Annotated in this window: 22 protein-coding genes; 8 read left to right on the top strand and 14 right to left on the bottom strand. The window is 69.8% G+C overall.

All coding sequences use genetic code 11. From position 1 onward, the window contains the following. Positions 1–158: 158 nt before the first annotated feature. Positions 159–1,778 carry a serine hydrolase gene (locus tag EV278_RS17285; RefSeq protein WP_132094235.1) on the top strand — a complete coding sequence of 540 codons (1,620 nt, stop codon included), beginning with the start codon at positions 159–161 and terminating at the stop codon, positions 1,776–1,778. 28 nt (positions 1,779–1,806) lie between these two features. Here EV278_RS17285 and EV278_RS17280 read toward each other — a convergent pair whose 3' ends face one another. The 9 genes from EV278_RS17280 to tolQ all read right to left on the bottom strand — a co-directional run bounded on the left by EV278_RS17280 (position 1,807) and on the right by tolQ (position 11,464). After that, positions 1,807–2,274: a YbjN domain-containing protein gene (locus EV278_RS17280; protein WP_132094232.1), complete on the bottom strand. Its 468-nt coding sequence runs from the start codon at positions 2,272–2,274 to the stop codon at positions 1,807–1,809. Positions 2,275–2,407: 133 nt separating this feature from the next. Further along, positions 2,408–4,282, bottom strand: a complete 1,875-nt coding sequence (gene ftsH / locus EV278_RS17275; protein WP_132094229.1) for an ATP-dependent zinc metalloprotease FtsH — start codon at positions 4,280–4,282, stop codon at positions 2,408–2,410. A gap of 76 nt (positions 4,283–4,358) precedes the next feature. Then, complete coding sequence (gene tilS, locus EV278_RS17270) at positions 4,359–5,723, bottom strand: tRNA lysidine(34) synthetase TilS (protein ID WP_132094226.1); 1,365 nt, start codon at positions 5,721–5,723, stop codon at positions 4,359–4,361. 143 nt (positions 5,724–5,866) lie between these two features. After that, complete coding sequence (gene ybgF / locus EV278_RS17265; RefSeq protein ID WP_132094223.1) at positions 5,867–6,739, bottom strand: tol-pal system protein YbgF; 873 nt, start codon at positions 6,737–6,739, stop codon at positions 5,867–5,869. Between the two features lie 262 nt (positions 6,740–7,001). Further along, entirely contained in the window at positions 7,002–7,574 is a 573-nt protein-coding gene (gene pal, locus EV278_RS17260; RefSeq protein WP_132094253.1) for a peptidoglycan-associated lipoprotein Pal, read from the bottom strand. Positions 7,575–7,927: 353 nt separating this feature from the next. After that, positions 7,928–9,241, bottom strand: coding sequence for a Tol-Pal system beta propeller repeat protein TolB (gene tolB / locus EV278_RS17255; protein ID WP_132094220.1), 1,314 nt, complete (start codon positions 9,239–9,241; stop codon positions 7,928–7,930). 14 nt (positions 9,242–9,255) lie between these two features. Continuing rightward, complete coding sequence (locus EV278_RS17250; RefSeq protein ID WP_132094217.1) at positions 9,256–10,074, bottom strand: energy transducer TonB; 819 nt, start codon at positions 10,072–10,074, stop codon at positions 9,256–9,258. Positions 10,075–10,239: 165 nt separating this feature from the next. Next, positions 10,240–10,761, bottom strand: coding sequence for a biopolymer transporter ExbD (locus tag EV278_RS17245; RefSeq protein WP_132094213.1), 522 nt, complete (start codon positions 10,759–10,761; stop codon positions 10,240–10,242). Between the two features lie 4 nt (positions 10,762–10,765). Beyond that, positions 10,766–11,464, bottom strand: a complete 699-nt coding sequence (gene tolQ, locus EV278_RS17240; RefSeq protein ID WP_132094209.1) for a protein TolQ — start codon at positions 11,462–11,464, stop codon at positions 10,766–10,768. 343 nt (positions 11,465–11,807) lie between these two features. On the opposite strand from tolQ, the gene EV278_RS17235 reads away from it, so the two are divergent. Together EV278_RS17235 and EV278_RS17230 are read left to right on the top strand one after the other, a co-directional pair. Further along, positions 11,808–12,161, top strand: coding sequence for a type II toxin-antitoxin system RelE/ParE family toxin (locus EV278_RS17235; protein ID WP_132094207.1), 354 nt, complete (start codon positions 11,808–11,810; stop codon positions 12,159–12,161). Between the two features lie 40 nt (positions 12,162–12,201). Beyond that, entirely contained in the window at positions 12,202–12,501 is a 300-nt protein-coding gene (locus EV278_RS17230) for a helix-turn-helix domain-containing protein (RefSeq protein WP_132094204.1), read from the top strand. A 23-nt stretch (positions 12,502–12,524) separates the two neighbouring features. On the opposite strand, the gene EV278_RS17225 is transcribed toward EV278_RS17230, so the two are convergent. The 4 genes from EV278_RS17225 to ruvC all read right to left on the bottom strand — a co-directional run bounded on the left by EV278_RS17225 (position 12,525) and on the right by ruvC (position 15,436). Beyond that, complete coding sequence (locus tag EV278_RS17225) at positions 12,525–12,974, bottom strand: YbgC/FadM family acyl-CoA thioesterase (RefSeq protein WP_132094201.1); 450 nt, start codon at positions 12,972–12,974, stop codon at positions 12,525–12,527. A 131-nt stretch (positions 12,975–13,105) separates the two neighbouring features. Further along, a complete protein-coding gene (ruvB, locus tag EV278_RS17220; RefSeq protein ID WP_132094199.1) occupies positions 13,106–14,164 on the bottom strand; it encodes a Holliday junction branch migration DNA helicase RuvB in 1,059 nt (352 codons plus the stop codon). A 133-nt stretch (positions 14,165–14,297) separates the two neighbouring features. Beyond that, a complete protein-coding gene (ruvA, locus tag EV278_RS17215; protein WP_132094196.1) occupies positions 14,298–14,918 on the bottom strand; it encodes a Holliday junction branch migration protein RuvA in 621 nt (206 codons plus the stop codon). Then, a complete protein-coding gene (ruvC, locus tag EV278_RS17210) occupies positions 14,915–15,436 on the bottom strand; it encodes a crossover junction endodeoxyribonuclease RuvC (protein ID WP_207905510.1) in 522 nt (173 codons plus the stop codon). Before ruvC ends, ruvA begins: the two co-directional genes overlap by 4 nt. A 306-nt stretch (positions 15,437–15,742) precedes the next feature. On the opposite strand from ruvC, the gene EV278_RS17205 reads away from it, so the two are divergent. The 4 genes from EV278_RS17205 to EV278_RS17190 all read left to right on the top strand — a co-directional run bounded on the left by EV278_RS17205 (position 15,743) and on the right by EV278_RS17190 (position 20,789). After that, the gene (locus EV278_RS17205; protein WP_132094190.1) at positions 15,743–16,177 is read left to right on the top strand and encodes a DUF1772 domain-containing protein; all 435 of its coding nucleotides are present in this window, start codon (positions 15,743–15,745) and stop codon (positions 16,175–16,177) included. A 265-nt stretch (positions 16,178–16,442) separates the two neighbouring features. After that, positions 16,443–19,445, top strand: coding sequence for an isoleucine--tRNA ligase (gene ileS, locus EV278_RS17200; protein ID WP_132094188.1), 3,003 nt, complete (start codon positions 16,443–16,445; stop codon positions 19,443–19,445). Positions 19,446–19,598: 153 nt separating this feature from the next. Next, positions 19,599–20,108, top strand: a complete 510-nt coding sequence (gene lspA, locus EV278_RS17195) for a signal peptidase II (RefSeq protein WP_132094185.1) — start codon at positions 19,599–19,601, stop codon at positions 20,106–20,108. A 114-nt stretch (positions 20,109–20,222) separates the two neighbouring features. Beyond that, entirely contained in the window at positions 20,223–20,789 is a 567-nt protein-coding gene (locus tag EV278_RS17190; protein ID WP_132094182.1) for a DUF3035 domain-containing protein, read from the top strand. Positions 20,790–20,974: 185 nt separating this feature from the next. On the opposite strand, the gene EV278_RS17185 is transcribed toward EV278_RS17190, so the two are convergent. Beyond that, on the bottom strand, positions 20,975–21,967 hold the full coding sequence (locus EV278_RS17185) for a TraB/GumN family protein (RefSeq protein ID WP_243692238.1): 993 nt from the start codon (positions 21,965–21,967) through the stop codon (positions 20,975–20,977). 154 nt (positions 21,968–22,121) lie between these two features. On the opposite strand from EV278_RS17185, the gene mutL reads away from it, so the two are divergent. Then, entirely contained in the window at positions 22,122–24,107 is a 1,986-nt protein-coding gene (gene mutL, locus EV278_RS17180; protein ID WP_132094177.1) for a DNA mismatch repair endonuclease MutL, read from the top strand. The last annotated feature ends 7 nt before the right edge of the window (positions 24,108–24,114 follow it).

The raw sequence follows: 24,114 nt of genomic DNA, 5'->3' as shown, positions 1-24,114 counted from the left end.
GGCGCCGCGAGCCGCGTGAAGGGACCGGTGGCCACCGGTCCCTTCACAGCTCAAAGCCATCACGCCTTCGAGCCGCGATCCAGATACAAGGGGTCTCTTCTTGCCCCGCCCGCACGGCTAGGCTTCAGTGCGCGCCTGATTTCCACCAGGACGCTTCCATGATCGCCACGACCCGCCGCGCCGCCCTGCTGTCGGCCTTCGCCACCGTCGGGGCCGCGGCGCTGGCCAGGCCCGCCTTCGCGCGGCAGGCGGGCAAGGCCGCAGCGGCCGTCGACCAGTTCGCCCAGGAGGTCATGGCCGCCTTCCCCGACGAGCCGGGCCTGGGGATCACCGTGGTCGAGGACGGCGAGATCACCCTGGCCAAGGGCTATGGCGTGCGTCGCCTGGGCGGGACCGACAAGGTCACCGACTCCACCCTGTTCGGCGTGGCCTCCAACACCAAGGCCTTCACCGCCGCCGCCCTGGCCATGCTGGTCGAGGAGGGCAAGCTGGCCTGGGACGACCCGGTGACCAAGCACCTGCCGGCCTTCGAGATGAGCGACCCGGTGGTCACCCGGCTGATGACCGTGCGCGACCTCCTCTGCCACCGCTCGGGCCTGACCCTGGGGGCCGGCGACCTGATGATCTGGCCCAACCCCACCCACACCCGGGCCGAGATCGTGGCGGGCTTGAAGTACCTGCCGATCGGCGGTCCGTTCCGGGGCGGCTACGCCTATGACAACGTGCTGTACGTGGCGGCCGGCGAGGTGATCGCCGCCCTGACCGGCGCGCCGTGGGAGGTGTTCATCCAGAAGCGGATCCTGGACCCGCTGAAGATGACCGACAGCGTGCCCCTGCCCTCGCTGATCGGCGACCGGCCGCGGGCCGAGCCGCACGCGCGGATGGGGCCGCCGGTGCGCGGCCTGGGCCCGCAGACCGTCCTGCCGTTCGACGGCAGCTTCGACTCGGCCGGCGCCGCCGGCGGCCTCAACGCCAGCCCGCGCGACATCGGCAAGTGGATGCAGGTCCAGCTGGGCCTGGGGACCGCGCCGGGCGGGGTCAAGCTGTGGACCGAGGCCTCGGGCCGCGAGATGTGGAAACCCCAGACCATCACCGCCTGGTCCGACGGTCCGACCCCCGACAATCCCGTGCGCCCCAGCTTGCAGGCCTATGCGCTAGGCTGGTTCGTCAACGACCATCGCGGCGAGAAGATCGTCTGGCACACCGGCGGCCTGGCCGGCTTCATCTCCTATACCGGCCTGCTGCCGGGCCGGAAGTCGGGGATCATGGTGATGACCAACGCCGAGGAAAACACCGTCTTCCGCTCGCTGCGCTATGGCGGCCCCGACCGGCTGCAGGGGCGCAGCGACTTCGACTGGATCGCCTCCAGCCGGAAGGTCCAGGCCGAGAACGACGCCAAGACGATCAAGGACGCCGCCGAGGCCACGACTCCCAAGGGCGGCGGCCCAAATGGCGGGAGGGCCCCGACCCTGCCGCTGGCCGCCTATGCCGGGACCTATCGCGACCCCTGGTACGGCACGGTGACGGTCTCGGTGGCGGGCAAGGGCAGGAAGGCCGGGCTGAAGATCGCCTTCGACAAGACCCCCGCCCTGCGCGGCGCCCTGGAGACCTTCGACGGCGACACCTTCAAGACCCGCTTCGACGACCGTGCGCAGGAGGACGCCTTCGTGGTGTTCACGGTCAAGGACGGGGCGGTGACCGGCGCCACGATGCGCGCGGTCTCGCCGCTGGCGGATTTCTCGTACGACTATCAGGACCTGAAATTGGCGCGGCTGTAGACGCCCTCTCCCGCAAGGGAGAAGGCCGCTACCAGTCGATGAACGTCGTGAAGTCGCCGATCATTCCGGTCCAGACGCCGAAGTCGTCGTCCAGGCCCGCCAGGGTGCGGCCGGCGTTCACATTGACGTCGTACTGGACGTAGGGGTCGCCCTCGTCGTCGAGATAGACCTTCAGGTAGCGGTTCTTGCGGTTCCACTCGTTGGCCTTCTCCAGCTTCAGCGGCTCCTTCAGGTCGAAGCCGGCCGAGAACTGCAGGGCCTTGCAGCGCTTGGCCTCGCTGCAGTCGTAGAAATAGATCTTGAAGTCGTGGCCGTCGGCGGCGCTGTTGATCATCGGATCGCCCGACGAATCCTTGGTCAGCTCGGCCTTGTAGCCGGCCTTCTGCAGCCAGGCGGCCACCTCCGGGCCGGTCATGCCGTCCTTGTGAATCTCCTGGGCCTGGACCGCGCCGGCCAGCAGCGTCGCGGTCGCCAGGGCGATGATCGCCGTCTTCATGTCATGCCTCCCCGCCGCCGTTCGCGGCCAAGCTCCAGGCTAGCGCCGCCGCCCCCTCGACGCCAAGGACGGCGCAAAGAAAAAGCCGGAACGGCGAACCGGTCCGGCTTTTCCAGGCCTTGGGCTGAGAGCGCTAGGCGACGACGCCCGTCGAGACCGGCACCGCGGCCACCGGCCCGACCGGCATCTTGTTGCTCTCGTCCTCGATGCGGACCGGCGGGATGCCCTTCATCACGTTGATGATCTCGTCGCCGCTGAGGGTCTCGAACTCCAGCAGGGCCTTGGCCACCGCGTGCAGCTCGGTCAGCTTCTCGGTCAGGATCTGGCGAGCCTCGTCCTCGCCGCCCTTGACCAGGCGACGGACCTCGGTGTCGATCTTCATCATGGTCTCGGGCGAGACGTTCTGGGTGCGGGCCACCGAGTGGCCCAGGAACACCTCGTCCTGGTTGTCGCCATAGGCCACGGTGCCCAGCTCGTCGGAGAAGCCCCAGCGGGTGACCATGTTGCGGGCCAGGCTGGTGGCGGCGCTGATGTCGCTGGACGCGCCCGAGGTGATCTTGTGCTTGCCGAAGATCAGCTCCTCGGCCACCCGGCCGGCCATCATGATGGCCAGGCGCGAGGTCATCATGTCGTAGCTCATCGAGTAGCGGTCGCCCTCGGGCAGCTGCATGACCATGCCCAGGGCGCGGCCGCGCGGCACGATGGTGGCCTTGTGGACCGGGTCGGCGACGGCGACGTTGAGGGCCACCAGGGCGTGGCCGCCCTCGTGATAGGCCGTCAGCTTCTTCTCGTCCTCGCTCATGGCCATCGAGCGGCGCTCGGCGCCCATCATCACCTTGTCCTTGGCGTGCTCGAAGTCGTGCATGGTGACCATGCGGCGGTTTTTGCGCGCGGCGGTCAGGGCCGCCTCGTTGACCAGGTTGGCGAGGTCCGCGCCCGAGAAGCCGGGGGTGCCGCGGGCCAGGGTCTTGACGTCGACGTCGGCGGCCAGCGGCACGTTCTTCATGTGCACGCGGATGATCTTCTCGCGGCCCGAGACGTCCGGGTTGGGCACCACGACCTGGCGGTCGAAGCGGCCGGGACGCAGCAGGGCCGGGTCCAGAACGTCGGGACGGTTGGTGGCGGCGATCAGGATGATGCCTTCGTTGGCCTCGAAGCCGTCCATCTCGACCAGCAGCTGGTTGAGGGTCTGCTCGCGCTCGTCGTTGCCGCCACCCAGGCCGGCGCCGCGATGGCGGCCGACCGCGTCGATCTCGTCGATGAAGATGATGCAGGGGGCGTTCTTCTTGGCCTGCTCGAACATGTCGCGCACGCGGCTGGCGCCGACGCCGACGAACATCTCGACGAAGTCGGAACCCGAGATGGTGAAGAACGGCACGCCGGCCTCACCCGCCACGGCGCGGGCGATCAGGGTCTTGCCGGTGCCGGGCGGGCCGACCAGCAGCGCGCCCTTGGGGATCTTGCCGCCCAGGCGCTGGAACTTGGCCGGGTCCTTGAGGAACTCGACCACTTCCTGCAGCTCTTCCTTGGCTTCGTCGACGCCGGCGACGTCGTCGAACAGCACGCGGTTCTTGTTCTCGGTCAGCAGCCGCGCCTTGGACTTGCCAAAGCCCATGGCACCCTTGGTGCCGCCCTGCATCTGGCGCATGAAGAAGATCCAGACCCCGATCAGCAGCAGGATCGGCAGCATCTGGAACAGGACGCTGAGCAGGATGTTGCCGCCCCTCTGGTAGACGATCTCGGAGTTGCGAGCCTCGAGGCGCTTGACCAGGTCTTCGGAATTGGCCGGGATGTTGACGCTGTAGGGCTTGCCGGCCTTCGGCTCCACCTTGACCACGTCGCCGTTGATGTTGGCCTTCTTGACCTGGCCGTCGTCGATGTTCTTGAGCAGCTGCGAATAGCTGGTCTCGCTGGCGGCGCCCGCGCGGCCGCCCTGGCTGAAGACGCCATAGGCGGCCACCACCACCAGAACGATCACGGCCCAGATGCCCAGGGTCTTGAAATTCATACGCGTTGTCTTCCCAACGATAGTCTCTGACCTTCCAAGATAGGACGGTCCGGGCGGTTTCGCCACGCGCGGGATATCATGTCGCAGGTTCTTGATCGACACGGCCTGTCGCCGCCTCGAAACGATCCACCACAAGACAGCGCGCGCGCGTCGTTTCCGGCCCTGCAAGGATCGGGCAACTGACGCCGCCGTCGGGGGCGACGACGGCGGGCAGGCCGGGACGCGCCGAGGCCGGAAGGCCTTTCAGCGCCCGGCGCTGGTCGGGCGGCAAGCGGGCGGCCAGGCCTTGCAGCGGCCGGACGGCGAGGCCGGGAACGGCGGCGACGAGTTCGTAGCGGCCGTCCCAAACGAGGGGTTCATTGAGAGGAAGGTCGCAGATCCTCCCCCCATGGGGGAGGTGGCCCGAAGGGCCTAAGGGGGGATATGTCGGGCGCTCGAACACGCTCCCCTCCGTCGGCCGCGCCGACACCTCCCCCACGGGGGGAAGATCGGAACCGAAACGCCGCGCCTCGCCGGGTTCGCGGAAGAAGCCCACCGTCCGCCCCACCGCCTCGATCCGCGCCCCGGCCAGGGTGGCGGTGAAGGTCTCGCCCGTGCGGATTCTGTCCACCAGCCGCTGCAGCCGCTCGCCGCGCGGCGGTCGCGACGTGCCGGCGGCGCACAGGCAGGCGGCGGCCACCTGGGCGGCGGGGGCGTCGCGGGGCAGGACGAGATAGCCGGCCGCCGCGCCGGGCCCGGTCATCCCGGACGTCGCGACGCAAGCCGCCGGAAGCGCCGAGCCCCAGGGTGGTTGCGGATCTTCGCGCCGGGGGCCCGCCTGCTGAAGGTCTCGCCGCGCCCGGGCTCGGGCGGACCTCGGATCCGCGTTGGCCGGGTCGTCCAGCCAGGTCTCGCCCCGCGCCCGCAGCCAGTCGCGGAGCGCCTCGCGCCGCTCCGCCAGCAGCGGCCGCAGCACGAAGACACCGCGCCCCTCCGGCCAGGCCGGCGACGGCGACCACTCGCGCGGATCGGACACCGTCGAGCCCCCGGCCCGCATCAGGGCGGCCTCGGCCAGGTCGTCGGCGGTGTGGCCCAGCAGCAGGACCCTGGCCCCGGCCTGGCGGGCGGCCTCGGCCAGCAGGGCGTGGCGGGCGGCGCGGGCGGCGGCCGACAGGCCGGTCACGGGCTTGCGCCCCGTCCAGGCCAGGGCGCGCGCCTCGGCGCCCAGGGCGCGGGCCTTGGCGACGGCCTCGGCGGTCCAGGCGGGGCTGGCGGGGTTCAGCTGGTGGTCGACGGTCAGGCTGAGCACGGACCGGCCACGGGCGCGGGCCCAGTCCAGCGTCAGGATCAGCAGCGCCAGGCTGTCGCTTCCGCCCGAGAAGCCCACGGCCAGCGGCGCGTCGGCGCCAGCGCGCAGGCGGCGGCCGAGGGCGGCGGTGAAGGCTGGGAAGGATGTGATCATCAGTCCTCCCTCCGCTCATCCCGGCGAAAGCCGGGACCCAAGCTGAATCTCAGCATGGGGCCATGTCGCTCGATCGCCCACGAACAGCCTTGAAACGCCGCTTGGGTCCCGGCTTTCGCCGGGATGAGCGGAATTTTAGAACCCTAGGCCGCGCACTTGGCCTGGACACGCGTGCTGGCGGCCTTGGCGGTGACCGCGGCCGGGGCCTTGGGATAGCGCCGGGCCAGTTCGTCCAGGGTCTTGCAGGCGTCGGCGGGCTTCTTCAGGGCCACCAGCGAGCGCGACAGCTTCAGCACCGCGTCGGGCGCCCAGCTGGTCTGCGGCCAGCCGCGCACCGCGCCGAGGTAATTGCCGGCGGCGTCGCCATAGGCCTCGCGCACGAACTGGGTCTCGCCCAGCCAATAGCGGGCCTCGGGCGCCTTGGCGCTGTCGGGGAAGGCCTCGACATAGCCGGCGAAGGCCTGCTCGGCCCCGGCATAGTCGCCGTCCAGCAGCATCTGCCGCGCCGACTTGAAGGCGGTGGCGGGATCGGTGGAGGCCGGAGCGGGCGTCGCGGCGGCGACCGGGGGAGCGGCGGCTGCCGCGGCGGCGGCGGCTTCCTGGTCGGCGATGCGTTTTTCCAGAGCGGCCAGGCGCTGGTCCAGGGCGTCGGCCCGGGCCTTTTCAGCCTCGTTGGCGCGGCGCGCCTCGTCCAGGTCGTGGGTCAGCCCCTCGTTCTGGCCGTTCAGCTTGGTCAGGGTCTGTTCCAGGTCGCGCATCCGGTCGGACATCGCGGCGATCTGGGCGTCGGTCTCGGCCGCCTGGACGACCACCGGCTTGCCGGTGTCGCGGCCCTGGAAGACGATCGCCCGCAGCTCGCGGACCACCTTCTCCATCTTGTCCAGCCGCTTGGCCGAGCGGTCGTCCAGCGGGTCGGGCATGGGGGTCTGGGCCATCGCCGCCGGAGCCAGGATGGGCACGGCGGGCACGACGGTCAGGGCCAGGACGGCGGCGAGCAGCGCGGCTTTCAGCTTCATGTCGGCGATTATGCCCCGGTTGCGGACAAAAGTGCGGCGAATAACAGAGGCTCCCGCGATCATCCTTCTCCCCTTGCGGGAGAAGGTGTCGGCGCAGTCGACGGATGAGGGGTCGACGGGCGGTGACGGAGTAGCGTCCCGAGCCTACCGGATAGGGCGACGCGCCCCCTCATCCGACCTGCTTCGCAGGCCACCTTCTCCCGCAAGGGGAGAAGGAAAGAGCCCGCGAGGTCCTTCCCCATCGAGGGGGAAGGAGCTTTCGTTACCGCGCGCCGTCGGTGATGGCGGTGCGGGCGTTGCGGTTCTTGGCCCAGGCGTCCTCGTTCGTGCCCGGGTCGATCGGGCGTTCCTTGCCGTAGGACAGGGTCTCGATGCGCGAGGCCGCCACGCCCTGGCCGGTCAGGAATTCCCGAACGGCGTTGGCGCGGCGGGCGCCCAGGGCCAGGTTGTACTCGCGGGTGCCGCGTTCGTCGGCGTTGCCCTCGATGCGCACGCGCACGGCCGGATAGCGGTTCAGCCACTGGGCCTGGGCCGTCAGGGTCGGCTGGGCGTCGCTGCGGATGTCGTAGCTGTCGGTGTCGAAATAGATCCGCTCGCCGATGTTGATCACGAAGTCCTGCACCGTGCCCGGCAGCGGGCCCTGGTTGACCGGCGACTCCGGCGTGGCCGGGGCCTGGTACGGGGGAGGCGTGGGTTGCGAGGCCGTGGGCGTCGGCGCCGCGGGGCCCGCGGGCTTCGGCCGCGAAGCACAGGCGGCGAGCGAGGCGGCCGCCAGACCGATCATCGCCAGTCTAGCGACGCGTTGGGTGTCGAAGCTCATCCAGTTTCTCCTCAAGTCCACGGCCAAGGTTGATGGTTCTAACGCGTGTAGCCTTCGTGGCGTCGCGCGAAATCGTACCTTGCACCTCACAATGGCGTCAGAATGTCGCACGACCACCTGGTTTCACCCGCTGCCTGAACATCGGATGAACGACAGCAGGGCAACGCGCCGCTACGGCGGAGGTTGCCTGAAGAAGGTGTGGATGAACCGGTCAATTGACGTCGTCACACACTTGCCCCCACCTGACCGCTTCGCGGTCTGTCCGCCCCCATAGGGGGCGGAGCGCTCGCCTGAAGGCTCTTCCCCCTTTGGGGGAAGACGATCGCGAAGCGATCCGTAGGGGGCAAGTCCGCGCGCCCTCGGGAACCTCAATCCAGCAGCGGCGACCAGGCCGGGTCGGAGGCGGCGCCCTGGTAGGCGGCGGGGCGCAGGATCCGGCCGGTGATGTCCACCGTCCACAACCGCGAATTGCCGTTGGAACTCTCGCGCGAGAACATCAGCACCCGGCCGTTCGGGGCCCAGGTCGGGCCTTCGTCCAGATAGCTGGTGGTCAGCAGGCGCTCGTCGCCGCCGTCGGCGCGCATGACGCCGATGTGGAACTCGCCGCCGGTCTGCTTGGTGAAGGCGATGAAGTCGCCGCGCGGGCTCCAGACCGGGGTGGTGTAGCGGCCGCCGCCGTACGAGATGCGGCGCACGCCGCTGCCGTCGACGTTCATGACGTAGAGCTGGGCCTGGCCGCCGCGGTCGGAGTTGAACACGATCTTGCTGCCGTCCGGCGAGAACGACGGCGAGGTGTCGATGGCCGGGTCGGTGGTGATCCGCGTCGACGACCGGCTGCGCAGGTCCATCACATAGATGTCGCTGTTGCCGCCCTTCTCGACCGAGAACGCCACCTTGCTGCCGTCCGGCGAGAAGCGCGGGGCGAAGACCATGCCCGGGAACTTGCCGATGGTCTCGGTGCGGGCGGTCTCCAGGTTGGTCAGGTAGATGCTCGACCCCGTGGGCCGCAGCGCCATGTAGGTGATCTCCTGGCTGGTCGAGGAGAAGCGCGGGGTCATGACGATGTAGGAGCCGTCGGTCAGGTACTGCGGGTTGGCGCCGTCCTGGTCCATGATCGCCAGCTTCTTGACCCGGGCCAGCTTGGAGCCGCTCTCGGCGACGAACACCACGCGGGTGTCGAAATAGCCCTTCTCGCCGGTCAGCCGCTCATAGACCGCGTCGCTGATCTTGTGGGCCACGCGCCGCCAGTTCTCGGCGGTCGAGGTGAACTGCAGGCCCAGCAGCTGCTGCTGGCTGAAGGTGTCCCACAGGCGGAAGTCGACGCGCAGGGTGCCGTCGGCGCCGACCGTCACCTGGCCGTTGATCAGGGCCTGGGCCCCGGTCGCCTGCCAGTCGGGAAAGCGCGGCTGGACGTTCACGTCGGTCAGCTTGTCGGCGACATTGGCCACGTTCAGCGGCTGGAACAGGCCCGAGCGCTCGAGATTGCCGCTGATGACCTGCGCGATGTCGGCCCCGCGACCGCCGCCCGAGAAGGCGGGGATGGCCACCGGCAGCGGCTTGACCGCGCCCTTGTCGATGTCGACCTCGATCTGGGCCTGGGCGACCGTCGGCGCGAAGGCGGCCAGGGACAGGGCCAGGACGGCGGCGCCGGCCAGACCCTGGAAGACGGACTTGAGGTTCATGCTGGGCATCCTCCCTATCGCGCCGCGCAAGCGTCGCGCGCCTTGAAGTTCAAATTGAGTTGCTGGCCGTAATAGTCCGGCGGCAGGCCCTCGAACGGCGCCGACTGGTAGACCGCGCGGATGGCGCGGTCGGCGGCGGCCTTGACCACCGGATCGGCCGAGCGCTCGGCGTCGCCGGCCGTCACCTGGCCGACGATGCGGCCGCCGGTGGCCAGCTTGAAGCTGACCTTGACCTGCACGGCCGCGCCGCCCTCGACCTCGCAATTGGGGTTCCAGCGCCGTTGGATCTCGTCCTTCATGCCGTTGATCGCCGCGGCCTGCAGGCCGGTCATCGCCCCGGCGCCGGGACGGGCCTGGGTGGCGGTCTCCGGACGGGTCGGGCCCTTGGCGGCGTTGGCCACGGGCTTGCCCGTGGCCTTGGGGGTCTTGGCCAAGGTCTTTTCCAGCGAGGCGAAGAAGTCGGGCTCGGGCTTGGCCGGCTTGGGCGGGGGCGGTTTCGGGGTCGGCGGCTTGGGGGTCGGCGTGGGGGCCGGCGCGGTCTTCGGCGGGGCTGGGGCGGGCGTCGGCACGGGGGCCGGGACCGGGGCCGGCGGCTGCGGCGCAGCCTCGGGCGTCGGCTCCTCGGTCTGGGCCGCCTGGTCCTGCACGTCCTCGATCGCCGGCCGCACGTTGGTGGGCCCCTCGGTGACGATGGTCACCGGCACGCTCTCGCCGATGATCACCGGCTTGGACGGCTTCCACGGCCCGATCAGGATCGCGGCCACCACCAGCACGTGAAGGCCGATCGACCCGACCAGGGCCGGGGAAAAGTTGGTGCGGTCTTGGCGCCTCATCCCCCAAAACTCCGCTCATCCCGGCGAAAGCCGGGACCCAAGCCGAGTCCGGAGATCGATCGCGGATGATCGAACCGCACCGCCCCTTGCCGCCATGCAGCTTGGGTCCCGGCTTTCGCCGGGATGAGCGGATGAAGGGTAAGGCCGCGCATCAACAACCCGATCTCACTGCGCCGGACGCAGGGCGCCCGCGTCCGCGGCGCTCGCGGGCTTGGCCGCCGCGCCCGAGGACGGGCCGCCAGTGTCGGTCAGCAGGTTGATCTTGGTGAAGCCGGCGTTGGACAGCGCCGCCATCACCTGGGCCACGGTCGCGTAGTTGGCCTTGCCGTCGGCGCGCACGAAGATCGGCCTGTCGTAGCCGTCGCCGGCGATCGACGAGATGCGCGGGGCCAGCTCGTTGAAGGGCACCTCGCCCTCGCCGATGAACACCGCGCCGTCGGCCTTGATCGAAACGGTGATCGGCTCCTGCTGGTTCTGCAGGGCGGCGGCCTCGGTCTTGGGCAGCTCCAGCGGCACGCCGGCGGTCAGCAGCGGGGCGCTGATCATGAAGATGATCAAGAGCACCAGCATCACGTCGACGAGCGGGGTGACGTTGATCTCGGACAGGGCGCCCTTGCCCCGCCGGCCGCGACGGCGACGGCCGCGACGGCCGCCGGTGGCGAAGGCGTCGTTGGCGGACATGGCCATGGGGTCAGACCCGCTCGCTCAGGCGGCGCTGGATGGCCGTCGACAGGTCGTCAGCGAAGTTCTCCAGCCGGCCGGCGTACTTGCCCGCGTCGGTCGAGAACTTGTTGTAGGCGATATAGGCCGGGATGGCGGCGATCAGGCCGATGGCGGTGGCGAACAGCGCCTCGGCGATCGACGGGGCGACCACGGCCAGCGAGGTGTTCTTCGACAGGGCGATGTTCTGGAAGGCGTGCATGATGCCCCAGACCGTGCCGAACAGGCCGATGAACGGGCTGGCGGTGGCGACGATGGCCAGGCTGCCCAGGCCTTCCTCGGCCTTGCCGGTCTCGCGGGCGATCAGGGTGTCCAGCATCCGGTCGATGCGCTGGATCAGGAAGGCGGCCTGGGCCTCGCCCACCGGCCCCTTGGCCTTGGCGTCGCGCCATTCCTTCAGGGCGGCCTGCAGCATGCGCGGCAGGGGATGGCGCGGGTTGGGGCCGGCCTGGGCGGCCACCTCCTCCAGCCCCTGCCCCGAACCGACCTGGTCCTCGAATCGGTTGGCGGCGCCGTTCATCGCGGCGAAGCGGAACAGCTTGTCGATGATCACCGCCCACGAGCCCAGCGAGGCCAGGATCAACCCGATCATCACCGCCTTGACCACCCAGTCGGCCTGGAGGAACAGCGAAATGAAGGAAAAGCTCTGAGGGCCTGCGGCGGCGTCCATGCGGGGGTCCTGCTCCGTTGGGGCGTCAAGTTTGGGCGTCGGCGCCGTGGAAGGTGAATAGCGCACCTCCCGGGCTTCCGTTGCGCCTTACTGGCATGAAGCGGGGCAATGGTGAAACTATGACGATGGGCAAGAGAGCGCGTTTTTGTGTTCCGGTGACGCTCCGAGCATCTTCATTGCCCCTCCCCAATGCCCGTCATCCCGCAACGTGCTCCAAAGCTCCTGCCTTAGGCGGGAAAGCGCATGCCGCGGAACCGCGCCGCGGCGTAAATGGTGGTGTCTCATCGGACGCCTTTTTCACCACCTGGTTGACGAAACTACGGCAACGCCGTACATTCAGCCGATGGACAAGCTCGCCCATACGGTCGTGGAGCTTCAGGCCTTTCAGCGGCAGGCGAAGGCCGAAGGCATGACCGAGGCCGAACTGTCCGCCCTGATCACCTTCGTTTCGCGAAACCCAGAAGCCGGTGATCTGATCGTAGGCTCAGGCGGATGCCGCAAACTGCGGTTCGCCAAGTCGGGCGGCGGTCGCTCAAGCGGTTACCGCGTGGTGACCCTGTTCGAAGGCGACGACGGTCAAATCTACTTGATCGCCGTCCTGGCCAAAGGTTCGAGAGCAAACTTTTCCGCCGCCGAGGTGGCGGCGATGAGTGCGTTCGCGAAGGCGATCAAGGCGGCTCGCCGAAAGGCGAGTTGAGCGTTCACGGGGTTCGGGAAGACCCTTCGGAGGTAAGCGTATGGCGAATAAGAATTTCGAGCGGATCATGGAGGGCCTTGGTGAGGCCCTGGAAGTTGCCGAGGGCCGCGCCAAGCCGGACAGCTTTCGCGTTCACGTTCCCGCCGAGGTGGATGTCCGAGCCGTCCGCAAGCAACTGGGCCTGAGCCAAAGCCAGTTTGCCGCGCGGTTCGGCTTTTCCACGTCAGCAGTGGCGGACTGGGAGCAAGGGCGCCGCAGGCCCGAGGCGGCGGCCAGAACCCTTTTGATGGTGATCGCTCGCGAACCCGAAGCCGTGGAACGAGCGCTCTCGGCGGCTTGATGGCGAGCCGCGCGACGGGGAACCTAGGACCCCGCCTCCAGCCACGGCGCCAGCATCGTCAGCATCTCGGCCGTCGGCTTGCGCGGGCGGCCGTCCAGGGTGATGCAGACCGCCTCTCCCGCCGCCTGGACGATCAGCGCGTCGCCGCGGGTGATCTTCTGGCTGACATAGAGGCGCGGCCCCTTCACGCGGTCATAGGTGGTGCGCACCACGAGGGCGTCGTCGATCCGGGCCGAACGCTTGAAGTCCAGCTCCATGCGGATGATCGCGAAGGCGGTGTCGGCCTTGTGCAGGGCGGTGTGCGAGATGCCGATCATCCGGAAGAAGTCGCTGCGCCCCCGCTCGAAATAGCGCAGGTAGTTGGCGTGGTAGACGATGCCGGAAAAGTCGGTGTCCTCGTAATAGATACGGACGGGCAGCTGATGCTCGCGGCCGTCGAAGACGCCGGCGGTGGGTTCGGGAAGATCGATCATGGGCTCGCTCACTGCCACTTGCCCCCTACGGGCCTTCGGCCGTCTTCCCCCATAGGGGGAAGAGCTTTGCGGCGAAGGCTCCGCCCCCTATGGCGGCGGACAGGCGGCGAAGCCGCCAGGTGGGGGCAAGTCTATTCATCCCCGAACAGCCCGCCCTGCACGATCTTGCTGGTGATCTGGGGGGCCGAGACCGGCTCGGCCAGGCCCAGGTGCAGATAGGCCTTACCGCAGGCCATCCGGCCGCGCGGGGTGCGCTGGATGAAGCCCTGCTGCATCAGATAGGGCTCGATCACGTCCTCGACCGCGTCGCGAGCCTCGGCGATGGCGTAGGCGATGGTCTCCACGCCCACCGGGCCGCCGCCGTAGTTGTCGATCATGGCCCGCAGGTAGCGGCGGTCCAGGGAGTCCAGCCCGGACTCGTCCACCTCGAGCCGAGCCAGCGCCATCCCCGCCGCCTTGCGGTCGATCACGCTCGCCCCGTCGGCGGCGGCGAAGTCTCGGACCCGGCGCAGCAGGCGGCCGGCGACGCGCGGCGTGCCCCGGGCCCGCTTGGCGATCTCGTCGGCCCCGTCGTCCGACAGCGGCGCGCCCATCTTGCGGGCCGCGTGCAGCAGCACGTGGCGCAGCTCGGCCGGGGTGTAGAACTCCAGGCGGATCGGAATGCCGAAGCGGTCGCGCAGCGGCGTGGCCAGCATCCCCGCCCGGGTCGTCGCGGCCACCAGGGTGAAGGGCGCCAGGTCGATGCGGATCGACCGCGCCGACGGCCCCTCGCCGATCACCAGGTCCAGCACGTGGTCCTCCATGGCCGGATAGAGGATCTCCTCGACGGTCGAGGGCAGGCGGTGGATCTCGTCGATGAACAGGACGTCGTTGGCTTCGAGATTGGTCAGGATCGCGGCCAGGTCGCCGGCCTTGTTCAGCACCGGGCCGGAGGTGGCGCGGAAGTTGACGCCCAGCTCCCGGGCCACGATCTGGGCCAGGGTGGTCTTGCCCAGGCCCGGCGGACCGAACAGCAGCACGTGGTCCAGGGCCTCGCCCCGGCCCTTGGCGGCCTCGATGAAGATCCGCAGATTGCCCTTGGCCTGCTCCTGGCCGACGAACTCGGCCAGGGTCTGGGGGCGCAGGGCGCGGTCGCTGGCGGTGGGGATGGCTTCGCCGTGCTGAGGTTCGCCGGAGATGATGCGGGTCATGGGCGACTTGCCCCCACCTGGCGGCTGCGCCGCCTGTCCGCCCCCATCGGGGGCGGAGCCTCCGCCGGAAGGCTCTTCCCCCTATGGGGGAAGACGATCGCGAAGCGATCCGTAGGGGGCAAGCGGGTCGTCCTCACCGCCCCAGCTCCTGCAAACCCGCCTTGATCAGCTGCTGCACCGTCGCCTCGTCGCCCAGCTTGGCCGCCGCCGCCTCGACCACGCGGCGGGCGTTGACCTCGGCCACGCCCAGGCCCATCAGCGCCGCCACCGCGTCGCCGGTCGGGGCGGCCTTGGCCGGCGTGGCCGCGGCGGCGGCCGTCGCCGGCGCGCCCAGGAACACCGGACCGTCGGTGATCGGCTTGTCCTTCAGCTCGGTGACGATCCGCAGGGCCAGCTTGGGCCCGACGCCCGAGGCCCGGCCGACCGCCGCCTTGTCCTCGCGCGCCACCGCCGAGGCCAGCTCGGCTGGCGACAGCACGTCCAGCACCGCCATGGCCGCCTTGGGCCCCACGCCCTGGATGGCCTGCAGCAGCACGAAGGCCTTGCGGTCCTCGCGCGTGCCGAAACCATAGAGGCGCAGGCCGGCGCTCTCGCTCCACTGGCTCTCGATGTGCAGCAGGGCTTCCTCGCCGAGCGCGGGCAGGCGCTGCAGGGTGCGCGCGCCGCAGCGCACGACGTAGCCCACGCCCATCACGTCGATCAGCGCCTCTTCCTCGCCGATCTCGGCGACGGCGCCCCTGAGCCTGCCGATCATGCCACTCTCCGGTTGGCGACGCGCAGATTGGCGTGGGTGACGGCCACGGCCAGGGCGTCGGCGCAGTCGGCCGTGGTCTTGCCGGCCGTCGGCAGCAGGCGGGCGATCATGAAGCCGATCTGGGCCTTGTCGGCCGCCCCGGTGCCGACCACCGCCTTCTTGACCAGGCGGGTCGAGTATTCGGCCACCACCAGGCCGGCGCGGGCCGGGGCGATCAGGGCGGCGGCGCGGGCGTGGCCCAGCTTCAGGGTCGACTGGGCGTTGGTGTTGAGGAACACCTCCTCGACCGCCGCCTCGTCGGGGCGATGTTCTTCGATCACCGCGCTGATCCCCTCGAACAGGGCCAGCAGGCGCTCGGCGAAGTCGGCCTTGTCGTCGGGCGCGATCACCCCGTGGGCGACATGGCTCATGCGCGAGCCCTCGACGCTGAGCACGCCCCAGCCGGTGCGGCGCAGGCCGGGGTCGAGCCCCAGGATCCGGATCGGGATGCGATTCGCGTTCATCATGTGTTCTCGCACCATCGCCCGGTTCGGGTTCGAAGAAAAGGCGCTGGACGAGGTTCAGCAGAACACGCGACTTGCCTAACGAAAGCTTAAGGCGAGGTCGGTCCCGGGAGGGGACCATCAACGCGCGATCGCGGAGCCGCTCAAGGTTGCCAAGGCCGTGAACCGGCGCCACTCTGGCAAAGCCGAAAATAGAGCAGCAGGTCGGTAGTTCCTGCGCCCGCTACGGGTTCTTCTCAGCCACGGCGTCAACCCGACCTGTCCGGGATGGCGCCATCGTGCTGATGCGCCTCCTTGGACAATCCGAATGGAGATTGTCCCGTGATATTCCCTGTAGCCGCCCTCATCGTCGCCACGCTCTTCACGGGCGCGGCCCTCTACATCACTCTGGTCGAACACCCCGCGCGCCTGGGTCTGGGCGATGGACCCATGCTGGCCCAGTGGCGACCCAGCTATAAACGCGCGCTCCCTATCCAGGCGGGCCTGGCGATCCTGGGCGGGCTGTTCGGCCTTGTCGCCTGGTGTCAGCTCGCCGACTGGAAGTGGCTCGCGGGCGCGCTGGCGCTGGTCGCAAACTGGCCTTTCACATGGCTTGGCGTCATGCCTACGAACAAGCGCCTCACCGCTTTCGACATCGCGAAGGCTGGACCGGAGAGCCGCGCACTGCTGATCAAATGGGGCGGGCTGCACGGCGTGCGAAGCCTTCTCGGCGTGGCGGCGACCATGCTGTTCGGCTGGTCGCTCCTGACTCCATGAGGTTCAAGGCGGCTTGGGACGGCGTTCGGGCCTTGTCGGGGAGGACAGGTCTTGGGCGCGATACAGGATGGAGAAGCATCCCCGTTTGCCCCTCCCCTCCGCCTCTGCTATCCCCCCGCCCATGCCTTTCGTTCGGAAAACCCCGCGAATTAACCGCCCGGCGTGACGCCGCCGGACGAGCGCTCCAGCGCGCGCCGGCCCATCACGCCGGGACGACGACCCCGCAACCCCTTTTCCGAACACCCCTACGCTGGATAGCCCTGCCATGGCCGACGACGCCACGACGACCGCCCGCGACTATCGCGAAACCGTCTTTCTTCCCGACACCCCGTTCCCGATGCGCGGCGGCCTGCCCAGGAAGGAGCCCGAGATCCTGGAGGGCTGGGCCGCCTTGTCCGACAAGGGCCTGTACGGCGCCGTCCGCGCCAAGCGCCAGGCCGACGGCGCCCCGCTGTTCGTGCTGCACGACGGCCCGCCCTACGCCAACGGCGCGATCCACATCGGCCACGCCCTGAACAAGACGCTGAAGGACTTCGTGGTCCGCAGCCGCTTCGCCCTGGGCTACGACGTCGACTACGTGCCCGGCTGGGACTGCCACGGCCTGCCGATCGAGTGGAAGATCGAGGAAGAATTCCGCGCCAAGGGCCGCCGCAAGGACGAGGTGCCGGCCGCCGAGTTCCGCAAGCGCTGCCGCGAATACGCCGCCGGCTGGATCGAGGCCCAGAAGGTCGAATTCCAGCGCCTGGGCGTGCTGGGCGACTGGTGGAACCGCTACGCCACCATGGACTATGCCTCCGAGGCGACGATCGTCGAGGAGTTCCACAAGTTCGCCACCTCGGGCCAGCTTTATCGCGGCTCCAAGCCTGTCATGTGGAGCCCGGTCGAGCGCACGGCCCTGGCGGATGCGGAGATCGAGTACCACGACCACACGAGCCCGACGGTGTGGGTGAAGTTCCCGGTCGTTGGCTACACCCTGGCCGACACCGTCAATGGCCAAGCGTTCCATCATCAGGATCGCGAAGGCGCCGCACGCGGCCTGCAAGGCGCCTGGCCGTCGCTCGAAGGCGCCAGCATCGTCATCTGGACGACAACGCCTTGGACGATCCCGGCCAACCGCGCGATCTCGTACAACCCCAAGATCGCCTATGGCCTGTACGAGGTCGAGGCCATGGAGACCGATCTGGCGTTCGAGCCGTGGTCGAAGCCCGGTGACAAGCTGATCGTCGCCGAGAAGTTGGCTGACGACGTTCGAGCCGCCGCCAAGATCGCCAGCTGGAAGAAGCTGCAGACGGTCGACCTCGCGCACATCATCGCCGCCCACCCCTTGGCCCAATTCGACGAGGGCTACGGCTTCGACGTGCCGCTGCTGGCCGGCGAGCACGTGACCGACGACGCCGGCACCGGCTTCGTCCACACCGCCCCCGGCCACGGCGCCGACGACTACCTGGTCTGGCTGAAGAGCGGCCGCAGCCTGGACGCCATCCCCGACACCGTCGATCCCGACGGCGCCTACTATCCGCATGTGCCCCTGTTCGCCGGCCTGAAGGTCATCGAGACCGAGGGCAAGAAGGCCGGCAAGTTCGGGCCGGCCAATGGCGCGGTGATGGACAAGCTGATCGAGGCCGGAAACCTGCTGGCCCGTGGCCGCGTCGAGCACTCCTACCCGCACAGCTGGCGCTCCAAGGCCCCGGTGATCTTCCGCAACACCCCGCAGTGGTTCATCCGCATGGACCAGGCCGTGCCGTCGCTGGGCGGCAAGACCCTGCGCGAGGTGGCTGTCCAGGCTATCGCCGACACCGCCTTCCACCCCGACGCCGGCCGCAACCGCATCGGCGCCATGGTCGAGACACGTCCGGACTGGCTGATCAGCCGCCAGCGCGCCTGGGGCACGCCCCTGGCCATGTTCGTCGACAAGGAGACCGGCGTCCCGCTGATGGACGAGGCGGTCAACCGCCGCATCCTCGACGCCATCCGCGAGGGCGGCAGCGACGCCTGGTTTGAGCGGCCCGACGAGGACTTCCTGGGCGGCGAGCACGACCCGGCCCGGTACGAAAAGGTCGTCGACATCCTCGACGTCTGGTTCGACAGCGGCGCCACCCACGCCTTCACCCTGGAGGGCCGCAACGACAGCGCATCGCCCGCCGACCTCTATCTGGAAGGCAGCGACCAGCACCGCGGCTGGTTCCAGTCGTCGCTTCTGGAGAGCTGCGGCACGCGCGGTCGCGCGCCGTACAAGGGCGTCCTGACCCACGGGTTCACCCAGGACGAGAACGGCGAGAAGATGTCCAAGTCCAAGGGCAACACCGTCGAGCCCCAGGCGATCACCAAGGAGAGCGGCGCCGAGATCCTGCGGCTGTGGGCGGCGATGGTCGACTATTCCGAGGACCAGCGGATCGGCAAGACGATCCTGGCCACCACCACCGACGCCTATCGCAAGCTGCGCAACACCACCCGCTACCTGCTGGGCGCCCTGGCCGGCTTCGACGAGGCCGAGCGGGTCACCGACTATGCCGACTTCCCGCCGCTGGAGAAGTACATCCTGCATCGCCTGTGGCAGCTCGACGCCCAGGTGAAGGCCGCCTACGAGGCCTATCGCTTCAGCGACGTGATCCGCCCGCTGATCGACTTCTGCCAGGGCGACCTGTCGGCCCTGTTCTTCGACATCCGCAAGGACAGCCTCTATTGCGACGCCCCCACGGCCCTGCGCCGCCGGGCCTATCGCACGGTGCTGGACTACGTGTTCGAGCGCCTGACGGTGTGGCTGTCGCCCCTGATCAGCTTCACCATGGAAGAGGCCTGGACGACGCGGTTCCCCGACGCGGGTTCCAACGTGCTGCGCGTGATGCCGGAAACCCCGGCCGCCTGGCGCAACGACGCCGAGGCGGCGCGCTGGGCCAAGGTCGAGGCCGTCACCTCGGTGGTGACCGCCGCCCTGGAGGTCGAGCGCCGCGACAAGCGGATCGGCTCGGCCCTGGAGGCCGCGCCGGTGGTGCACATCGCCGAGCCCGAGCTGCTGGCGGCCTTCGACGGCGTCGACGCGGCCGAGGTGTTCCGCACCAGCCAGGCGACCCTGGTCGCGGGAACGGCGGAGGCCTTCGCCCTGGACGAGGTCAAGGGCGTGGCGGTCGAGGTCCCGCTGGCCCAAGGCAGGAAGTGCGCCCGCTCGTGGCGCATCCTGCCGGAGGTCGGGACCGACCCGCGCTATCCGGACCTGTCCCTGCGCGACGCCGAAGCGGTGGCGTGGTGGGACGCGAACAAGGCGGTTTAAGATCACCCTCTCCCAGGGGGAGAGGGAGGGGCCCGCGCCGCCAGGCGTGGGAGGGTGAGGGGGTAAGACGCCCGACGGCGTAACCCCTCACCTTCCCACCGCTGCGCGGCGGGCCCCTTCCTCTCCCTCAGGGAGAGGATCAAGGAAAGACGAATGCTCAAGACCACCCGCCTCGGCTGGACCGCCTATCTGATCGCCGTGATCACCGTCGTGCTGGACCAGATCAGCAAGGCCTGGATCCTGTCGACCCTGGGGACCGTCCCCGGCGCCAGCCAGCAAGTCGCCGGGCCGTTCTACCTGACCCTGGTGCACAATTTCGGCATGAGCTTCGGCCTGTTCCGCGGCTCCGAGCTCAGCCGCTGGCTGCTGACGATCTTCTCGGCCATCGTCGTGGTCAGCCTGGCGATCTGGGCGCGCAAGGCGGTCAAGCCGCTGGTGGCGGCGGGAATCGGCCTGATCATCGGCGGGGCGTTCGGCAACAACCTGATCGACCGCATCCGCTACGGCTATGTCGTCGACTTCATCGACGTGTCGCGGATCCACTTCCCCTGGGTGTTCAACGTCGCCGACTCGGCGATCACCGTCGGGGTCTGCCTGCTGCTGCTGGACAGCTTCCTGGGCGAGGAGAAAAAGCTGGCCAATCCCGACGGCCACGGGCTGTAGCGGTACGCCAACGCCCTAACGTGGCCACGATCTCAAGGAAGATTGGCGCCCGGCCTCGGATGTCGTATCGAGAGCGTCCGAAAATTCGGCCCGGGGGGCCGCTGGAGCAGGTTCATGAGTTTCTATCGGGTCGCGACCCTGGGCGCCTTGGCCGTCGTCGTCGCCACGGGCCTGGCCGGCTGCCAGTCCGCGTCGAAGGCGCTGGGCATGAGCAAGGTCGTTCCGGACGAGTTCCGCGTCGTCACCAAGGCCCCGCTGGTGGTGCCGCCCGACTACAGCCTGCGCCCGCCGGCCCCCGGCGAGCCGCGCCCGCAGGAGCTGCAGCCTGAAAGCGCCGCCCGCCAGGCCCTGATCGGCCAGTCCAACGCCGCCGGCCGCTCGGACGGCGAGAAGCTGCTGGTCGCCAAGGCCGGGGTCGACAAGGCCGACCCGCTGATCCGCTTCGTCGTCGACGACGAGAACGGCGACCTGGCCCACAAGGACGAGAGCTTCGCCAGCAAGGTGATGTTCTGGAAGAAGGGCGACAAGACCGCCGCCCCGACCGCCGCCGAAACCGGCGCCACCGAATCCGTCACCGTCGACGCGGCCGCCGAAGAGGCCCGCCTGAAGGCCCTGACCGGCAACGGAACGATCATCATCACCCGCGAGAAGCAGAGCAAGATCAAGCTGCCGGGCCTGTAGGCTTCAAGGGTTGGAAGATTGAGAAAGGCCCGGCGGCGAAAGCTTCCGGGCCTTTTTCTTGCCCCCTACGGATCGCTTCGCGATCGTCTTCCCCCATGGGGGGAAGAGCCTTGCGCCAGGGCTCCGCCCCCCATGGGGGCGGACAGACCGCGAAGCGGTCAGGTGGGGGCAAGTGAGCCGCCCCCCTATACCCCCGGCGTCTCCACCGTGAACCCCTTGGCCTTCAGCTGCTCCAGCACGCCGCCCTCGGCCAGCAGCGAGCGCAGCTCGATCACCGCCACCGCCTTGCCGGGCTGCTTCAGGGCCGCCGCGATCGCCTTGACCGCGTCGGCCTGGCCCTCGCGCAGCTCGCCGGCGATGGACGGGGTCGAGGCCAGGCAGCGCGAGAAGCCGCGGTCGGCCGAGACCACCTCGCGCACCTCGCCCCGCGCCCAGCGCTCGGCCGTCGCCTTGATCCCGCCCTCGCCGCTCTCGGCCTGGCGCAGGCCGGCGTCCAGACACAGCGCCTGCAGCGGCTGGGGCGCGCCGCCCAGGGTCTTGATCGCGTCGACCAGGCTGTAGCCGGGCAGGTTCTGGATGCGCGGGCGCTTGGCGATCGTCTTGTCCCTGGCGATCTGGCGGATCCTGTCGGTCACCCCGCCCAGGCTGATCGAGACGCTTCCGTCCTGCGAATGGGCCACCAGGAAGCCGGCGAAGGCGGGCTTGACCTCGTCCATGCTGTCGGGCTTTTCCTTCATCGCCGCCAGGCGGGCCTCCAGCCGGGCGCGCAGGTCGGGCGGCAGGGTCTGGCGCATCGGCCGGTCGCTGATGAAGTAGCGCTTGCCGCCCATGGCCAGGGCGACGATGCGCATCACGCCGACCTCGGCCTCCTGGCCCATGATCAGCACATTGGCCCCGTCCAGCCGCCGCCGCAGCACCGAATCGTCGACCTTCAGGTCATTGGGGACCATGGCCGGCACGCCCAGCACATAGACCGTGGTGTCGGCGTCGCTGACCTTCCACCAGGCCGGCCCCGGTAGGCGGGCGTTGACCACCAGTTCCTCGACCAGGTTGGCCTCGGGGTCGACCCTGTGCAGGTCGATCGGCCCGGAGGCGTCGACCGCCTGCTGGGCCGGGGCCGGCGAGGCGGCCAGCAGGCCGAGCAGGGCGGCGCAGGCGGCAAGGCGGCGTTTGATCACTATGTACGGTCCTCGAAGGGCGCCAAAACAATCGGCCGGAATCGATCTAGGATGGTCGGCCGTCGCCAGTTGGACCGGGCCAAGGTGGGCCGGTCAAATTACGAAGACGCAATGCGGCGCCGCCCACCGCCCCGGCGCCTGACGAGAGTTCCCGATGCCGATCCGTCGCCTGCCGCCCGAGACCGTCAACCGCATCGCCGCCGGCGAGGTGGTCGAGCGCCCGGCCAGCGCCATCAAGGAGCTGGTCGACAACGCCATCGACGCCGGGGCCACGCGGATCGAGGTCGAGGCCCACGGCGGCGGCCTGACCCGCATCCTGGTGGCCGACGACGGCTGCGGCCTCAGCGCCGACGAACTGCCGGTGGCCATCGAGCGCCACGCCACCAGCAAGCTGGCCCCCGACGCTGACGGCCTGTGGGACCTGCTGCGCATCCACACCATGGGCTTCCGCGGCGAGGCCCTGCCGTCGATCGGCTCGGTGGCGCGGCTGTCGATCAGCTCGCGGGCCAGGGGCTCCAAGGACGCCTGGTCGATCCTGGTCGAGGGCGGCAGCGTCGGCGAGGTGGCCCCCGCCGCCTTCGCCGGCGACCACGGGGCGCGGATCGAGGTGCGCGACCTGTTCTACGCCACCCCCGCCCGGCTGAAGTTCATGAAGTCCGAGCGGGCCGAGGCCCTGGCGATCACCGAGGAGATCAAGCGCCAGGCCATGGCCAACGAGGGCGTCGGCTTCAGCCTGGACATCGACGGCCGCCGGATCATCCGCCTGCCGCCCGAGCATCCGGGGCCCGAGGGGCGCCTGGCCCGGCTGGCGGCGGTGCTGGGCCGCGACTTCCAGGACAACGCCATCGAGATCGACCAGACCCGCGACGGCGTGCGCCTGACGGGCTTCGCCGGCCTGCCCACCTACAACCGCGGCAACGCCGCCCACCAGTACCTGTTCGTCAACGGCCGGCCGGTGCGCGACCGGCTGCTGCAGGGCGCCCTGCGCGCCGCCTATGCCGACTTTCTCGCCCGCGACCGCCACCCGACGGCGGCCCTCTATATCAGCCTCGACACCGCCGAGGTCGACGTCAACGTCCACCCGGCCAAGGCCGAGGTGCGGTTCCGCGACCCAGCCCTGGTGCGCGGCCTGATCGTCGGGGCCCTGCGCCACGCCCTGGCGGCGGCCGGCCACCGGGCCTCGACCACCACGGCGGCCGCGGCGCTGGACAGCCTCCGGGCGCAGGCGACGGTCCCGCCGGGCGGCGGCTACAGCGGCTACCAGCCCGGCCCCTCCCCCGCCGGCTTCTCGGCCTGGCGAGACGGCGGCTGGACGCGGCCCGCGGCCCAGGTCCTGCCCGGCCTGTCGGACGTCTCGGCCCGCCACGAGGCCGCGCCCGAGCAGGCCTACGCCACCCGCGCCGAGGCGTTCGGGGGCGGCGGCCTGGACGGAGCTGGCGTCGCCGAGGCGGTGCGCCAGGCGGCTTATGGCGGCTACGACGCCCCGCCCAATGTCGCCTATCCGGGGGGCGCCTATCCCGGCCTCGCCGAGGGTCCCGCCCCGGTGTTCGACCCGGTCGACTTCCCGCTGGGCGCGGCCCGAGCCCAGGTGCACGAGACCTATATCGTCGCCCAGACCCGCGACGGCGTGGTCATCGTCGACCAGCACGCCGCCCACGAGCGCCTGGTCTATGAGCGGATGAAGGGCGAGATGGCGGCCGGCGGCGTCGCCCGCCAGGCCCTGCTGCTGCCCGAGGTGGTCGAGCTGGACCCCGCCGAGGCCGAACGCGTCGTCGCCCGCGCCGAGGAGCTGGCGGCCCTGGGCCTGGTCGTCGAGAGCTTCGGCCCCGGGGCGGTGCTGGTCCGCGAGACCCCGGCCCTGCTGGGCAAGACCGACGCCGCGGGCCTCGTCCGCGACATCGCCGACGACCTGGCCGAGAACGGCGCCGCCCTGGCCCTGAAGGAGCGCCTGGAGGAGGTCTGCTCCACCATGGCCTGCCACGGAAGTGTGAGGGCGGGGCGACGGTTGAATGCGGTGGAGATGAACGCCCTGCTGCGCGAGATGGAGGCCACGCCGCACTCGGGCCAGTGCAACCATGGGCGGCCGACGTATGTGGAGCTGAAGTTGGCGGATATTGAGCGGTTGTTTGGGAGGCGGTAGGGGTAGC

The organism is Caulobacter sp. BK020 (genome assembly GCF_004342605.1).
Lineage (GTDB): Bacteria > Pseudomonadota > Alphaproteobacteria > Caulobacterales > Caulobacteraceae > Caulobacter.
The sequence above is the reverse complement of the archived record's forward strand: the minus strand, read 5'-3'. Positions and strand labels throughout refer to the sequence as shown.

What these genes read in the sequence shown, in the direction of transcription:
- EV278_RS17285 (WP_132094235.1), top strand. Translation starts at nt 159, where the DNA reads ATGATCGCCACGACCCGCCGCGCCGCCCTGCTGTCGGCCTTCGCCACC.
- EV278_RS17280 (WP_132094232.1), bottom strand. Translation starts at nt 2,274, where the DNA reads ATGAAGACGGCGATCATCGCCCTGGCGACCGCGACGCTGCTGGCCGGC.
- ftsH (WP_132094229.1), bottom strand. Translation starts at nt 4,282, where the DNA reads ATGAATTTCAAGACCCTGGGCATCTGGGCCGTGATCGTTCTGGTGGTG.
- tilS (WP_132094226.1), bottom strand. Translation starts at nt 5,723, where the DNA reads ATGATCACATCCTTCCCAGCCTTCACCGCCGCCCTCGGCCGCCGCCTG.
- ybgF (WP_132094223.1), bottom strand. Translation starts at nt 6,739, where the DNA reads ATGAAGCTGAAAGCCGCGCTGCTCGCCGCCGTCCTGGCCCTGACCGTC.
- tolB (WP_132094220.1), bottom strand. Translation starts at nt 9,241, where the DNA reads ATGAACCTCAAGTCCGTCTTCCAGGGTCTGGCCGGCGCCGCCGTCCTG.
- EV278_RS17250 (WP_132094217.1), bottom strand. Translation starts at nt 10,074, where the DNA reads ATGAGGCGCCAAGACCGCACCAACTTTTCCCCGGCCCTGGTCGGGTCG.
- EV278_RS17245 (WP_132094213.1), bottom strand. Translation starts at nt 10,761, where the DNA reads ATGGCCATGTCCGCCAACGACGCCTTCGCCACCGGCGGCCGTCGCGGC.
- tolQ (WP_132094209.1), bottom strand. Translation starts at nt 11,464, where the DNA reads ATGGACGCCGCCGCAGGCCCTCAGAGCTTTTCCTTCATTTCGCTGTTC.
- EV278_RS17235 (WP_132094207.1), top strand. Translation starts at nt 11,808, where the DNA reads ATGGACAAGCTCGCCCATACGGTCGTGGAGCTTCAGGCCTTTCAGCGG.
- EV278_RS17230 (WP_132094204.1), top strand. Translation starts at nt 12,202, where the DNA reads ATGGCGAATAAGAATTTCGAGCGGATCATGGAGGGCCTTGGTGAGGCC.
- EV278_RS17225 (WP_132094201.1), bottom strand. Translation starts at nt 12,974, where the DNA reads ATGATCGATCTTCCCGAACCCACCGCCGGCGTCTTCGACGGCCGCGAG.
- ruvB (WP_132094199.1), bottom strand. Translation starts at nt 14,164, where the DNA reads ATGACCCGCATCATCTCCGGCGAACCTCAGCACGGCGAAGCCATCCCC.
- ruvA (WP_132094196.1), bottom strand. Translation starts at nt 14,918, where the DNA reads ATGATCGGCAGGCTCAGGGGCGCCGTCGCCGAGATCGGCGAGGAAGAG.
- ileS (WP_132094188.1), top strand. Translation starts at nt 16,443, where the DNA reads ATGGCCGACGACGCCACGACGACCGCCCGCGACTATCGCGAAACCGTC.
- lspA (WP_132094185.1), top strand. Translation starts at nt 19,599, where the DNA reads ATGCTCAAGACCACCCGCCTCGGCTGGACCGCCTATCTGATCGCCGTG.
- EV278_RS17190 (WP_132094182.1), top strand. Translation starts at nt 20,223, where the DNA reads ATGAGTTTCTATCGGGTCGCGACCCTGGGCGCCTTGGCCGTCGTCGTC.
- mutL (WP_132094177.1), top strand. Translation starts at nt 22,122, where the DNA reads ATGCCGATCCGTCGCCTGCCGCCCGAGACCGTCAACCGCATCGCCGCC.